The organism is Acidovorax sp. LjRoot38 (assembly GCF_964252975.1).
Taxonomy (GTDB): domain Bacteria; phylum Pseudomonadota; class Gammaproteobacteria; order Burkholderiales; family Burkholderiaceae_C; genus Acidovorax; species Acidovorax facilis.
Genome location: NZ_CAXUPT020000011.1, coordinates 1 through 14,314 on the forward strand (window position 1 = coordinate 1; position 14,314 = coordinate 14,314).

A 14,314-nucleotide genomic window follows, 5' to 3' on the forward strand; every position below is an offset into this window, starting at 1 on the left:
TTGCTGTTCTGTGCGTGCCGACAGGTCGTTGTTGCCCGAGGCAATCTGTGAGCTCGCCGATGCCACGCCTTCCGCGTTGCTGCGCACGCCGGACACCACGTGCGCCAGGTTGGCACGCATGTCACCGAGCGCGGTGAGCAACTGGCCCATTTCGTCCTTGCCGCCAGGCGGCACCTCGGTGGTGAGGTCGCCCTCGGCAATTGCGCGGGCCGCCCGCACAGCATGGTGGGCCGGCCGGGAGACGGTGCGTGTAATGCCCACACCCAGCAAGGCCGCCAGCACCACACACACCGCCAGGGTGCCCAGCAGCCACAGGCGCGCCGTGGCGAATACTTCACGCCCTTCGGCACTGGCTTGCAACGCGGCCTCGGAATTGATCTTCTGCAGTTCGCCCAGCGTTTCTGCCGCGGCGACAAAAGCGGCTTCCGACTCGCCCGCATAGAGCATGCCCAGGGCGTCGCCGGTGAGTTCCAGCGTCTCGGCGTTGGTGAAGTCCACGCCCGAGGCGATCTCCAGCAATTTGGCCTGGAGCTTGATGTACTCGGCTTTGCGCTGCTTGTAGGCGGTATAGACCTCGCGCTCCTTGTCCATGTCGATGAGGGCCTCGTACGCAACCTCGACCTTGTTCAGATCCTTGTGGCGCAGGGTTACCTGCTCGGAAAACGCCTTGACTTCCGCCACGCTGCGCGAGGTGACCACCCCCGCCTCGGAGCGCCGCATGCGGTTGAGCAACACGCGCAGCTCCCCCGTTTGCGCCACGCTGGGCAGCAAGTTGGTGGCGATCTGGTCCGCCCCCTGGTGGATGCGGGACATCTGCACCAGCGCCATCACACCCAGCAAGGTGGTGAACAGCACCACCGCCAAAAATCCCGCTCCCAGCTTGACGCCGATGCGCAGATCGGAAACTCTCATGGATCACCCTTCACATTGCGTTTGCCCAAAAGGCACTTCGACGCATGCCAATCTGTATTGCTCAGCACCGCATACTTGTAACCAAATGCAGTCTAGCAGTGCCTGCCGCGCTGCAAAGTGGGCTTTCCCCTTAAGAACAACACCGCGCGGCCAAAAAAAAGCATGCGGGCTTGTGGCGCGCATGCCTTTTTTCGGGGACGCTGGAATGCTATTGTATTTGTAGCTACACCTGCTTTACCCCAAAAGCCCTGAGGCTATTTGATACCCAATTTTCTTCAGGCGTTCGACTTCTTGAAAGCCTCGATGCCGTCCGTTATTTCCTTCTTGGCGGCGTCAATGCCTTCCCAGCCCAGCACCTTGACCCACTTGCCCTTTTCCAGGTCCTTGTAGTGCTCGAAGAAGTGGGCGATGGCGTTGCGGCGCATGGCATTCACGTCGTCGATGTTCTGCCAGTGGTCGTACATGGGCAACACTTTGGAGGTGGGCACGGCAATGACCTTGCCATCCACACCGGCCTCGTCTTCCATCATCAGGATGCCCAGCGGGCGGCACGGCACGACCACACCGGGGTGCAGCGCGTAGGGGGTGATCACCAGCACATCCACCGGGTCGCCGTCGCCCGACAGCGTCTGCGGCACGTAGCCGTAGTTGGTGGGGTAATGCATGGCCGTGGTCATGAAACGGTCCACGAAGATCGCGCCCGATTCCTTGTCCACTTCGTACTTGATCGGGTCAGAGTTCATCGGGATCTCGATGACCACGTTGAAGGCTTCGGGGACGTTCTTACCTGGGGGGACGTTGTTGAGGGACATGTCTTTGGAGAGTGGTTTGTTGACGGTAACCCGCGAAGCGGCCGACGCTGACACAGCGCAACGAACCGTCGGGATTAACCCTGATTTTAGGCGCACGCCCCTTTCTGCCCGCTTGCAAACCGGCGTTTGCCTGTAAATTGGGCCTGTTGGCCAATCGACTCCTACCGCACAACGCACGGGGAGCACGAGGAAGCAACGCAGCGGGGATGCCACCGATGCGTTGGTCCCCCTCCGTGCAACACAACCCTAGGAGAATTGAATGGCTGCAAGTTCAGCACTGACATCCCCTCTCATCCTCGCCCTCGTTTGCGGGCTCATCGCGGTGGCCTACGGCATCTGGGCTCGGGGCTGGATTCTTTCCAAAGACCCGGGCAACGCCCGCATGCAGGAGATCGCCGCCGCCATCCAGGCCGGCGCGGCGGCCTACCTCGCCCGCCAGTACAAGACCATCGCCATCGTGGGCGTGGTGCTGGCCATCCTGATTGGCATCTTTCTGGACATGACGACGGCCGTTGGCTTCGTGCTGGGCGCCTTTCTGTCGGGGGCCTGTGGCTTCATCGGCATGAACGTGTCGGTGCGCGCCAACGTGCGCACCGCGCAGGCGGCCACCCACGGCATTGGACCGGCACTGGACGTGGCGTTTCGCGGCGGGGCCATCACCGGCATGCTGGTGGTGGGGCTGGGCCTGTTGGGCGTCACGGGCTTTTACTGGTTCCTGGCGGGCAACGGCAACCTCACACCCACGGCCAACCTCGCCACGCTGCTCAACCCGCTGATCGGCTTTGCGTTTGGCTCGTCGCTGATCTCGATCTTTGCGCGCCTGGGCGGCGGCATCTTCACCAAGGGCGCCGACGTGGGCGCCGACCTGGTGGGCAAGGTGGAGGCTGGCATTCCTGAAGACGACCCGCGCAACCCCGCCGTGATCGCCGACAACGTGGGCGACAACGTGGGCGACTGCGCCGGCATGGCGGCCGACCTGTTCGAGACCTATGCGGTGACGCTGATCGCCACCATGGTGCTGGGCGCGCTGCTGGTGGCCACCGCGCCCGTCAACGCCGTGGTCTACCCCCTGGCGCTGGGGGCCGTGTCCATCATTGCATCCATCATTGGCTGCTTCTTCGTCAAGGCTTCGCCCGGCATGAAGAATGTGATGCCCGCGCTGTACAAGGGCCTGGCGATTGCGGGTGCGCTCTCGCTCGTCGCCTTCTACTTTGTCACCGTCTGGATCATGCCGGACAACTCCATCACCGCCACCGGCAGCCAGATGAAGCTGTTCGGTGCCTGCGCCACCGGGCTGGTGTTGACGGCTGCTCTGGTGTGGATCACCGAGTTCTACACCGGCACGCAGTATTCGCCGGTGCAGCACATCGCGCAGGCATCGACCACGGGCCATGGCACCAACATCATTGCAGGACTGGGCGTTTCCATGCGGTCCACCGCCTGGCCGGTGATCTTCGTGTGCCTGGCCATCCTGTCGGCCTACCAGCTCGCGGGCCTGTACGGCATTGCCGTGGCGGCCATGTCCATGCTGTCCATGGCGGGCATCGTGGTGGCGCTGGATGCGTATGGCCCCATCACCGACAACGCCGGCGGCATTGCCGAAATGGCCGAGCTGCCCAGCAGCGTGCGCGACATCACCGACCCGCTGGACGCCGTGGGCAACACCACCAAGGCCGTGACCAAGGGCTATGCGATTGGCTCGGCGGGCCTGGCCGCGCTGGTGCTGTTTGCCGACTACACGCACAAGCTGGAGAGCTACGGCAAGGCCATCACGTTTGACCTGTCCGACCCGTTGGTCATCATCGGCCTGTTCATCGGCGGGTTGATCCCCTACCTGTTCGGCGCCATGGCGATGGAGGCCGTGGGCCGCGCGGCCGGAGCCGTGGTGGTGGAGGTGCGCCGACAGTTCCGCGATATTCCCGGGATCATGGAGGGCACCGCCAAGCCTGAATACGGCAAGGCGGTGGACATGCTGACCACCGCCGCCATCAAGGAGATGGTGATCCCCAGCCTGCTGCCTGTGGTGGTGCCCATCGTGGTGGGCCTGCTGCTGGGGCCCAAGGCGCTGGGCGGTTTGCTCATGGGCACCATCGTCACCGGCCTCTTCGTTGCCATCAGCATGTGCACGGGCGGCGGCGCATGGGACAACGCCAAGAAGTACATCGAGGACGGCCACCATGGCGGCAAGGGCAGCGAGGCCCACAAGGCCGCAGTGACCGGGGACACCGTGGGCGACCCCTACAAGGACACGGCCGGCCCGGCCATCAACCCGCTGATCAAGATCATCAACATCGTGGCGCTGCTCATCGTGCCGCTGGTGGTCAAGTTTCACGGTGGGTGAAACCACAGCCCCGGTCTGACAAGCCGGGAATCCAGGTAAACAAGGGGCCGCGGGCCCCTTTTTGCCGCGTACCATGGCGGGCACCGGTTCCCGTCCTCCCAGAAGATGGCCTTGAAACACACCACACCGTCGGCCCCTGCCCCCTCCGCCAGCGACACCACGCCCTACCAGCACATCGTGCGCGACGTGCTGGCACAGGCCCGGCCCCTGATGGAGCGCGTCTCCGAGGCCACGCGCATGTCCCTGCTCACGCGCCAGGACCAGGCCCGCACACCGGGCGAACACAACGCCATGCACGAAGCGCGGCAGCAGCTGTCGCGGCTCACGTCCGTGATGGGCGAGCGTTACCCCGACGCGCTGCGCAAGGCACTCGACCAGGAGGCGGCACAGAACGAGGAAAAGCCCACACGCTCCCTGTTCACCGTCCATTTCGACGACCTTGAACTGATGGACGAGGCGCAGATCAACGACAGCGTGGAGCGCGCCCGCGCCCGGCAGGTGCTGATCTCGGCCGTGGAAGGGCCGCTGGCCGACCTCGACGCCCTAGTGTGCGCGGCCCTGGGCCTGGCCCGCGTTCAGCCGGAGCACAACCCCCTGCGCCCCGAAGTCTTTCTACAGGCGCTGCAGACCGTGGTGTCGCAGATGCAGGTCACGCCGCAGGTGCGGCACGACTGGATGGGCCCCATGGCCCAGGCGCTGGGCACGGAGCTGCGGGGGCTCTATCTGGCGCAGATTGATCGGCTCAAGCTCAGCGGCGTGCAGCCCGTGGGCTATGCGATGCGCCAGGCCGATGGCCAGGTGGTCTACGTGGCGCCCACCGAAGGCGGTGCATCCCCCGGCTTTGCAGCAGACAACGACCTGTCCACAGCGGAAGGCCACGCCGACTCCCTGCTCACACTCGACCGCCTGCGCCGCCTGCTGCTGGGCGAGTTCAGCGAGAACCCGGCCCCCACGTCGGCGCCAACACACACGCCCTCCCCCCATTCAGACGAGAGCTTCGCGGACCAATTCGCACGCGAGTTCGATAACCCCAACCAGCTGCCCCCCATCGACCCACCCGCCACGGACTTCGCAGCCACCGTGCCCGCCGCCTTCGAAGCGCTGCAGGCCATGAACCAGGTCGGCCACATGATGGAGCGACTGGGGGGCCAGCGCCCGCAGCAGGTCGGCAGCAGCACAGAGGGCAGCCCTGCAGCCCCGCCGCGCAAACATTCCGGCGGACTGGGAGAGGCCTTGAGCATGGAGGTGGTGGCGCTGATGGTGGACAACATCGCGCGCGATGGTCGGCTGCTGTGGCCGGTGCAACAGTTCATCCGCGCGCTGGAGCCGGCCTTGATACAGCTGGCCGTAGCCGACCCCCGTTTCTTCAGCCACAAGGAGCACCCCGCGCGCCGACTGCTGCAAGACATCACCGACCGCAGCCTGGCCTTCAACAGCCCCGAAGCCCCCGGCTTCCAGAGCTTCATGCGCTCGCTCATGAACATCGCGGGTCCGCTGGCCACCGCCACCATCGACGGGCCCGACGATTTCGAGCACGTGCTCCAGCAATTGCACGCCAAATGGGCAGAAAAGGACCAGCAGCGCAAACAGGAACGCCAGCGCGCCATCGAGGCCTTGCAGCACGCTGAACAGCGCCACCTGCTGGCCGCCCGGATTTCGCGCGACCTCTCGCTGCGGCCTGATTTCGGCAAGGTGCCCGACGAAATTTCCCGTTTTCTGCTCGGCCCCTGGTCCCAAGTCATGGCCCAGGCGCGCCTGACCGACACCACCCGCAGCGCCGACCCAGGCCGCTACGAGGAGCTGGTGGACGCCCTGATCTGGAGCACGCAGCCCGCCTTGACCCGCGCGAACACAGGCCAGCTGGCGCGCCTGCTGCCCAAACTGCTGGCCAAGCTGCGCGAGGGCCTGGCGTCCATCGACTACCCGGCTGCACGAACCGAGGCCGTCTTCGAACTGCTGATGGAACTGCACCAGCAGGCCTTCAAGCCCGGCCCCCGGGTGGCCACCAAGCCCCCCGCCCCGCCGCCCCAACCACCGGCTGTGGCGCAGCCCGCCCCGCTGGAGGATGACGATCCGTGGGTCGCCCCGTCCGAGGCCAGGGAGTCGGGCTATGTGGATATCTCTCAGTCCCCCGTATCGGAGAGCGCCGAGCTTGTGCCCGAATCCACCAGCACCACCAGCGGCCCGGCCACTTTGCCCCACCTGGCCTCAAGCGCGCCCTTGGCCCCATTGGCTGTTGGGACCTGGGTCAACCTGCAAGTGGCAGGCCAGTGGGAACGCACCCAGCTGTCCTGGATCGGCTCGCAAGGCCAGCTTTTCCTCTTCACCAGCGCATCGGGCCGGACCCAATCGATGACCCTGCGGCTGCTGGAGCGGCTCTTCCACCAGGGCGCCGTGCAGGTGTTGACCGAGCAGACCGTGGTGGACGGCGCCCTGGACGCCGTGGCACAGGCGGCCATGCGCAACAGCGTGGAGAGCAGGCTATGAATTTACTCCTAAAAACATAGCTTATAACGCTTGATGGATAAGCGCTAGAGCCAATTTTTCATAGAAATGCCTACCCCATCTCGTTGGCTATCCAGCCGAGGCCTGCCACCTTCGCGGCACACCCTGGTGTTCCCCGGGTAGTCAAACTCCAACGGGGGTGCTACGCTGGGGGCGTCCAGTCCAAGGCTTTGCGACATTCGAGAGATTGAAGGGATTTGTCAGGGCCTTAGCCCGCTTCGGCGGGCTTTTTTCGTCCTTCCGCTTCGGCGGGCTTTTTTACGTCCTTCCGCTTCGGCGGGCTTTTTTACGCCTCTCTCGCTGACAGGCGGGCTTCTTACGCCGTCTCCCGAGCGGCGGGCAACACAAGCACCACACGCAGGCCGCCCAGGTCGGCAGGCTCCAGATCCAGCCGCCCGCCGTACAGGGCCGCCAGGTCCTGCACGATGGCCAGGCCCAGCCCCGTGCCCGGCACCGTTTCGTCCAGCCGCACGCCACGCTCCACCGCCTGCGCACGCTGCGCCGCACCGATGCCGGGGCCGTCGTCCTCGACACTGACGACCATCTGGGACGGCTGCCCGCCAAGGACCTGCGCCTGCAAGCGCACGGTGGACTGCGCCCATTTGCAGGCGTTGTCCAGCAGGTTGCCCAGCATTTCCTGTAGGTCCTGCGCCTCGCCCGCAAAGAACAGCGGGGCATCGAGCAGCGCCACCGTGATGTCCACCCCGCGCCCGGCATGCACCTTGTTCATCACGCGCACCAGTCCGCCCACCACCGGCTCCAGCGCCGTGCGCTGGCCGGGCAGGTGTGCCGATGCAGCCACGCGGGATCGCGCCAGGTGCCAGTCGATGTGGCGCCGCGCCACCTGCACCTGCTCGCGCACCAGTGCAGCCAGCGCTGCGCCATCGCTGGGTGCTGGCGCGCAGGCCGCGTTCTCCAGCACCGAAAGCGGGGTTTTCAGGGCGTGCGCCAGATTGCCTGCCTGGGTGCGCGCGCGCTCCACCACTTCTGCATTGCGTTCCAGCACGGCATTGAAGTCATCCACCAGCGGCTGCATCTCGGCAGGGAATGCGCCCTGCAACCGTGTGGTGCGTGCCTGCTGCACATCCTGCAAGCCCCGCTGCAACGCCTGCAGAGGCCGCAGGCCCACGGCCACCTGGGCCCACGCGGCCGCTGCCAGCAGTACCAGCAGGGCCGCCAGCGACAGCGCCAGCACGCGCGTGAACTGCGCGGTGGCCGCTTGGGTGGCCTGCAGATCGGCCGCCACGATCAGGCGCCAGCGCGCCGCATCCGTGCCCTCGGCACGCACGGTGCGCTCCAGCACCAGCAAGGGCGCGCCCTGCGGGCCTGCCACTTCGTGCACATGCACGGCACCGTCAGCCAGCGCATCCACCTGCAGGGCCAGGCTGGTGTCCCACAAGGAGCGTGAACGCAGCACCCCAGCCCGGCCGCGCCCATCGGGCGCCATGGCGTCCACCTGCCAGTACAGGCCCGAATAGGGTTTGAGCCAGCGCGGGTCTGACAAAGCCTGCGCGGCAATCGCCGGCTGGCCCTGGGCATCAAACTCCAGCCGCGCCGTGACCTGGTCCAGCTGCTGCACAAGGGCCGCCTCGAATTGGCGCTGCACATGCTCGCGGAACAGCCCACTCAGCACCAGGCCCGCCAGCACCACCGCCACCGTCAGCCCCGCCACGGTCACGGCCAGTAGCCGAAACCGCAGGGAACGTGACCAGCGCAAACCGCCGCGGTTCGCGCCCCGTTTCATGGCGGCACCAGGCGGTAGCCCATGCCACGCACCGTCTCGATACGGGCCGCGCTGGCCGACGGCGACTGCAGTTTTTTGCGCAGGCGCCCCACAAAGACTTCGATGGTGTTGGAGTCCCGGTCAAAGTCCTGCGCGTAGATGTGTTCGGTCAGTTCTGCACGTGACACCAACACGCCAGGGCGGTGCATGAGGTAGTCGAGTACCTTGTACTCGTGCGCCGTGAGTGCCACGGGTTGGTCCGCGCAGGTGACGCGGCCGCTGCGGGTGTCCAGCGACCAGTCGCCACACTGCAGCACCGCAGACGCCAGCCCGCTGGCGCGGCGGATCAGCGCACGCAGGCGTGCCAGCAGCTCTTCGAGGTGAAAGGGCTTGGTCAGATAGTCATCGGCACCCGCATCAATGCCCGCCACCTTCTCGTGCCAGTTGTCGCGCGCGGTGAGGATCAGCACCGGCATGTTGCGCCCCTCGGCCCGCCAGCGCTTGAGCACCGTGAGCCCATCCACCACCGGCAGGCCCAGGTCCAGCACCACGGCATCCACCGCTTCGGTCTCGCCCAGAAACTGCGCGTCGCGCCCGTTGTCGGCCTCGTCCACGGTGTAGCCCGCACCTTGCAGCGCGGTGCGCAACTGGGTGCGCAGCTGCGTGTCGTCTTCTACGAGGAGGATGCGCATGGGCTTTAGAACCTGTTCAGTGTTTTTTTAGGGTCGCACAAGTACCTTGCCCGAAGGGTTGGAGCGAAATCGGGCGATTGGAAGCATCGTCTGCTTGCATGGGCATGCGCCCACGCGGGGCAGTCTTAGCGGTGTTCTCGGCCGGTACGTTGATCGTCGCGCGATTTGACGCGCAGCACCTCGGCCGTGCGTGCATCGAGCTTGACCTTGGTCAACTGCCCCGCAGGTGTGAGCAGCTTGATCTCGTAAATCCAGCGATCCCGCTCCTGCTCCAGCTCCACTTCGAGCACCTGGCCGGGCACTTCGCGCTGCAGGCGCTCCAGCACTGCAGGCAGCGGCAGCACCTGGCCCGCCTGCACGGCCTGGCGGGCGCGGTCGTGGTCGTCCTTGCCGCTGGCCAAGGCGTTTTGTGCGAATACCGCTGCCGCCCACAGCAGACAAGCTGCCGCGCCCCAGCGCATGGCGTGGCGGCGCTCTGAAGCACGGTGGGGGGAAAAAAGCATGGGTGCATTGTCCCGCGCAGTGTCTGAACGGCCGATGAACAGCTCTTTCACGCGCCGTTCAGGCTGGGGTTTCAACAATGGCTGCATAGGACAACCAACACCTACAAGGACACCACGATGACAACCGTTCGCACTCTGGCCCTGGCTGCACTGTGCCTCTGGGCCGCAGCCAGCCCCAGCCACGCAGCCGACACCACCGCCGCCCAGCAGCTCGCGCACTGGAGCGCGCAGGCAGGCAGCCCCGGCAATGCCGACAAGGGCAAGGTGTTCTTCACCACCCGGCACGGCGGCGAGTGGTCTTGCGCATCCTGCCACGGCACGCCGCCCACCGCGCAGGGCAAACACGCCAGCACCGGCAAGTCGATAGCGCCCCTGGCCCCTGCCTTCAACCCCAAGGCCTTTACCGACACCGCCAAGGTGGACAAGTGGTTTCGCCGCAACTGCAACGACGTGCTGAGTCGCGAATGCACGGCTGTGGAGAAGGCCGATGTGCTGGCGTACCTCAACGCCCTCAAGCCCTGAGACCGACACCATGAAAAAACCTGCCCCCCTACGCCCTGCGGCCCTGGCCGCCGCTGTGTGCGCACTGACCCTGCTGTCAATCTCCAGCGCCCATGCGGACAGCGGGCGCGCCATGCCCCGCAACGTGCCTAGCGCCTACACGCAGGAATGCGCCGCCTGCCACACCGCCTACCCACCCGGGCTGCTGCCCGCCGCGTCGTGGAACCGCGTGATGACGGGGCTCGACAAGCACTATGGCACCGACGCATCGCTGGACGCGGCCACCGTGCGCCAGCTCAACCAGTGGCTGCAGTCCCACGCCGGCACCTACAAGCGCGTGAGCGAAGAGCCTCCCGAGGACCGCATCACCCGCTCGGCCTGGTTTGAGCGCAAACACCGAAAGATCGAGCCCGCCGCCTGGAAGCTTGCCAGCGTGAAAAGCGCCGCCAACTGCGCGGCCTGCCACACGGGTGCCGACCAAGGGCAATTTGACGACCACGACCTGCGCATGCCGGCGGGGCTGGATGCCCGATCACGCCGCGCCTGGAACGACTGAGAGCGGTGAACAGGACTCTTCTGGCGTCGTTGCTGTGTCTTGTCGTACTGGCCGTACTGCCTGCGACACAGCGCCTAGCCAGAACCGCTTCGCTGAGCCCTGTTCGCCGCTCTCGCTCTGCGTTGAATCTGAGATGCATCCCATCAAGGAAAACACTATGAACAACACCCCTTCCCTCCAACCCGCCAGCGCCGCAGCGCAGCCAGCCGCTGCCAAGGGCCCCAGCCGCCGGGTCACCGACGCGCCCACGCGCATGTTCCACTGGCTGTTTGCGCTCTGCTTTGTGGGCGCCTACGCGACCGCCGATGGCGAGCACTGGCGGCTGCTGCACGTCACGTTGGGCTACACCATGGCGGGCCTGCTGGGCTTTCGCGTGCTGTACGGAGTCTTTGGCCCGCGCACTTCGGGCCTGGGCCTGCTGTGGCGCAAGCTGGCCGGTGCTCCCGCATGGCTGCGCACCCTGTCCCAAGCACGCTCTGCCAGCCAGGTGAGCCAGGTGAACTGGCGCCAGGGGCAAAACATGCTGATGACACTCGCGGTGGTGCTGCTGCTGGTCCTGGTCGTTCCTATCACCTTGAGCGGCTATGCCACCTACAACGATTGGGGCGACGTGTTGGGTGGCGACTGGATCGAAGAAGTGCACGAGTTCTTCGGAGAAGCCATGCTGTTTGTCGTGCTGGCCCACCTCGCATTGATTTCCGGCCTGAGCATGCTGCGGCGCAAGAATCAGGCGCTGCCCATGCTGACCGGGCGCGTGGAAGGCCCCGGGCCCAACCTGGTGCAGAAAAACCGCACCTGGCTGGCGGCAGCGCTGCTGCTGGCAGTGCTGGCCTTTGGCGCATGGGAGTGGCAGCAATCGCCCAATGGTTTGATTGCCAGCGGCACGACGAGCGAGCGCAGCAGACACCACGATGACGACTGAAGCCCGTCAAAACTACTATCAGGATCAACCCATGAAAATCTATATGTGTGTGGTCTGCGGCTGGATCTATGACGAAGCTGCGGGTTTGCCCGATGAGGGCATTGCGCCAGGCACCCTGTGGGCCGATGTGCCCGACGATTGGCGGTGCCCAGAGTGCAATGTGGGCAAGGCAGACTTTGTGCTGTGCGAGGTGTGAGGTGCAAGGTGTGATCTGGGAAACAGCTGCACCAGCACACTGACACTTTCACCGATCAAAGGTATAAGAAAGATCGCCTCAAGACTCCCCACGCCCCCAGATGCCCGCACAACCCCCACCGACTGGCCTTGACCCGGCCGTTGCCGTCCAGCGCCTGCGTGAAGAAGGCCCCAACGAACTGGGCATCAGCCAGCGCCGCACGCTGCGCGACATGGCCTGGGACGTGGTGCGCGAGCCCATGTTCTTGCTGCTGCTGGGCGCAGGCGGCATCTACCTGGCAATGGGCGACGCGCACGAGGCCCTGATCCTGCTGGGCTTTGTGGTGATCATCATGACCATCACGGTGCTGCAGGAGCGCCGCACCGACAACGCGCTGAACGCCCTGCGCGACCTCTCCAGCCCCCGCGCGTTGGCGCTGCGAGGCGGCACCATGGTGCGCATCGCAGGCCGCGATGTGGTGCGCGAGGACCTGCTGATGATTGCCGAGGGCGACCGCATCCCGGCTGACGGCACCCTGCTGCAGGCGCACGAACTGGCCACCAACGAATCGATGCTGACCGGTGAGTCCGAGCCCGTGGCCAAGCAGATTGCCGACAAGGTATTTGCAGGCACGCTGGTGGTCAGCGGCCAGGGCCTGCTGCGGGTGACTGGCGTGGGACGCCACACCGAACTGGGCCGCATTGGCCAGTCGCTCGACACCATTGCGCTGCAGGCCTCGCCCTTGCGTGAAGAAATGGCACGGCTCACCCACAAGCTCGTGCTGATCGGCCTGTCGCTGTGCGTGCTGCTGGTGACCCTGTTCTGGGCACTGCGCGGCGACGCGTTGCAAGCCGTGCTGGCAGGCATCACGCTGGCCATGGGCATCCTGCCGCAAGAGCTGCCGGTGATCATGATCGTCTTCCTGGCCCTGGCTGCACGGCGGCTGGCGGCGCAGCAGGTATTGACACGGCGGCTCAACGCCATCGAAACGCTGGGGCAGACCACCGTGCTGTGCGTGGACAAGACCGGCACCCTCACGCAAAACCGCATGGCCGTGGCCGCACTGTGCATTGCGGGCGAGGAGCTGGATGTGCAGAACCTGCCCGAAAAAGCAGCCGAAGCAGGTGGCACGGCGCTGCCAGAGGCCTTTCACGAACTGCTCGAATACGCCGTGCTGGCCAGCGAGATCGAACCGCACGACCCCATGGAGCAGGCCTTTCACCGCATGGCGGGGAATCATCTGGCAGGCACCGAGCACCTGCACCCCGCCTGGTCGCTGGCGCGCGAATATGAGCTCTCGCCCCAGCTGCTGGCCATGAGCCACTTGTGGCGCGATGGCACATCCGCGCACGACACCGTGGCCACCAAGGGTGCGCCCGAAGCCGTGGCCGACCTGTGCCACCTGCCTGACGCCGAGCGCGCCACCGTCAGCGCCCAGGCCGCCCGGCTGGCCGATCGGGGCCTTCGGGTGCTGGGCGTGGCCAAGGCCCGGCACCGCGTGCAAGACGACTGGCCAGGCATTCAGCACGACTTTGACTTTGAATGGCTGGGCCTCGTGGCCCTGGCCGACCCCTTGCGACCCGAGGTGCCCCAGGCGATTGCAGAGTGTCACCAGGCGGGTATCCGCGTGGTGATGATCACAGGCGACCACCCCCGCACCGCACGCGCGATTGCAGCCCAGGCGGGCATCGCCCACGACCAGGTCGTCACCGGCGATGAAATGGCCTTGATGTCCCCCGACATGCTCACCGGCAAAGTCCGGCAGGTCAGCGTGTTTGCACGCATCAAGCCGCACCAGAAACTGGCGCTGGTCGAAGCCCTCAAGGCCCAGGGTGAGGTGGTGGCCATGACGGGCGATGGCGTGAACGACGCCCCCGCCCTGAAGGCCGCCCACATCGGCATCGCCATGGGCCAGCGCGGCACCGACGTGGCGCGCGAGGCCGCAGCGCTGGTGCTGCTGCACGACGACTTCGCAGCCATTGTTCAGGCCATCCACCGGGGGCGGCAGACCTTTGCCAACCTGCGCCAGGCCATGGTCTACACGCTCGCCGTGCATGTGCCCATCATCGGGCTGGCGCTGCTGCCGGTGCTGTTTGGGCTGCCGCTGGTGCTGGCACCGCTGCACATTGCGTTTCTGGAACTGGTCATCGACCCGGCCTGCTCCATCGTCTTTGAGGCCGAGGAAGGTGCGGCCGACCTTATGCAGCAGCCGCCGCGCCGCGCCGATGAACCCTTGCTTTCAGCCCGCCACATCCTGCTGAGCCTGGTGCAGGGCGGCGTGGTGACGGCTGCCGTGGTGGGCCTCTATGCCTGGCTGCTGGGCCAGGCCGCGCATGCCGCCACGGCCAGCACGGTCGCCTTCGTGGTGCTGGTGGCTGCCAACGCAGCGCTCATCCTGCCCAGCCGCAGCAACCAGACCAGCTGGCGCAGCCTGTGGGCGGGCCTCACACCCGTCAGCCTGTGGGTGCTGGGCGGCACACTGGCGGCGCTGACTGCCATCACCACAGTACCTTGGCTGGCCTCAGCCTTCAAGTTTGCGCCGTTGCCGCCCCTGTATTGGCTCATGGCGATGGTGGCCGGGTTGACATTGACAGGGCTCTTTGCAGCCAACAAACGATGGCTCGGCCCCCCAACGCTGGCGCACAATCATCCGACCGTCTGACCATCCCGCC

The 14,314-nt window shown here is 66.0% G+C and carries 12 protein-coding genes; 7 read left to right on the forward strand and 5 right to left on the reverse strand.

Annotated features, from left to right (window positions below; translation table 11 throughout):
* Nucleotides 1-912: MCP four helix bundle domain-containing protein (locus ACSQ22_RS18700; RefSeq protein WP_436131206.1), on the reverse strand; the 912-nt coding region annotated here is incomplete at its 3' end.
* A gap of 275 nt (nucleotides 913-1,187) precedes the next feature.
* Entirely contained in the window at nucleotides 1,188-1,724 is a 537-nt protein-coding gene (ppa, locus tag ACSQ22_RS18705; protein WP_055398170.1) for an inorganic diphosphatase, read from the reverse strand.
* 259 nt (nucleotides 1,725-1,983) lie between these two features.
* Here ppa and ACSQ22_RS18710 point away from each other — a divergent pair, with 259 nt between their 5' ends.
* Together ACSQ22_RS18710 and ACSQ22_RS18715 are read left to right on the forward strand one after the other, a co-directional pair.
* Nucleotides 1,984-4,065 (forward strand): sodium-translocating pyrophosphatase, encoded by a 2,082-nt coding sequence (locus ACSQ22_RS18710; RefSeq protein WP_121420493.1) that lies wholly within the window; start codon nucleotides 1,984-1,986, stop codon nucleotides 4,063-4,065.
* Between the two features lie 105 nt (nucleotides 4,066-4,170).
* Nucleotides 4,171-6,552: a DUF1631 family protein gene (locus ACSQ22_RS18715; RefSeq protein WP_436131207.1), complete on the forward strand. Its 2,382-nt coding sequence runs from the start codon at nucleotides 4,171-4,173 to the stop codon at nucleotides 6,550-6,552.
* Nucleotides 6,553-6,886: 334 nt separating this feature from the next.
* On the opposite strand, the gene ACSQ22_RS18720 is transcribed toward ACSQ22_RS18715, so the two are convergent.
* The 3 genes from ACSQ22_RS18720 to ACSQ22_RS18730 form a co-directional block, all read right to left on the reverse strand.
* Complete coding sequence (locus ACSQ22_RS18720; RefSeq protein ID WP_436131208.1) at nucleotides 6,887-8,314, reverse strand: sensor histidine kinase; 1,428 nt, start codon at nucleotides 8,312-8,314, stop codon at nucleotides 6,887-6,889.
* Nucleotides 8,311-8,985 (reverse strand): response regulator, encoded by a 675-nt coding sequence (locus tag ACSQ22_RS18725; protein WP_121420496.1) that lies wholly within the window; start codon nucleotides 8,983-8,985, stop codon nucleotides 8,311-8,313. Before ACSQ22_RS18725 ends, ACSQ22_RS18720 begins: the two co-directional genes overlap by 4 nt.
* Nucleotides 8,986-9,110: 125 nt before the next feature.
* Nucleotides 9,111-9,488 (reverse strand): PepSY domain-containing protein, encoded by a 378-nt coding sequence (locus ACSQ22_RS18730; protein WP_431149592.1) that lies wholly within the window; start codon nucleotides 9,486-9,488, stop codon nucleotides 9,111-9,113.
* A gap of 117 nt (nucleotides 9,489-9,605) precedes the next feature.
* Between ACSQ22_RS18730 and ACSQ22_RS18735 the strand changes: the two genes are divergently transcribed.
* The 5 genes from ACSQ22_RS18735 to ACSQ22_RS18755 all read left to right on the forward strand — a co-directional run bounded on the left by ACSQ22_RS18735 (nucleotide 9,606) and on the right by ACSQ22_RS18755 (nucleotide 14,304).
* The gene (locus ACSQ22_RS18735; RefSeq protein WP_176886357.1) at nucleotides 9,606-10,010 is read left to right on the forward strand and encodes a DUF1924 domain-containing protein; all 405 of its coding nucleotides are present in this window, start codon (nucleotides 9,606-9,608) and stop codon (nucleotides 10,008-10,010) included.
* A 10-nt stretch (nucleotides 10,011-10,020) separates the two neighbouring features.
* Nucleotides 10,021-10,545 (forward strand): diheme cytochrome c, encoded by a 525-nt coding sequence (locus tag ACSQ22_RS18740; protein WP_176886358.1) that lies wholly within the window; start codon nucleotides 10,021-10,023, stop codon nucleotides 10,543-10,545.
* A 157-nt stretch (nucleotides 10,546-10,702) separates the two neighbouring features.
* Nucleotides 10,703-11,467 carry a cytochrome b/b6 domain-containing protein gene (locus ACSQ22_RS18745; RefSeq protein WP_436131209.1) on the forward strand — a complete coding sequence of 255 codons (765 nt, stop codon included), beginning with the start codon at nucleotides 10,703-10,705 and terminating at the stop codon, nucleotides 11,465-11,467.
* Nucleotides 11,468-11,498: 31 nt separating this feature from the next.
* On the forward strand, nucleotides 11,499-11,663 hold the full coding sequence (locus ACSQ22_RS18750; protein WP_055398177.1) for a rubredoxin: 165 nt from the start codon (nucleotides 11,499-11,501) through the stop codon (nucleotides 11,661-11,663).
* A gap of 100 nt (nucleotides 11,664-11,763) precedes the next feature.
* Entirely contained in the window at nucleotides 11,764-14,304 is a 2,541-nt protein-coding gene (locus tag ACSQ22_RS18755) for a cation-translocating P-type ATPase (protein WP_436131210.1), read from the forward strand.
* The last annotated feature ends 10 nt before the right edge of the window (nucleotides 14,305-14,314 follow it).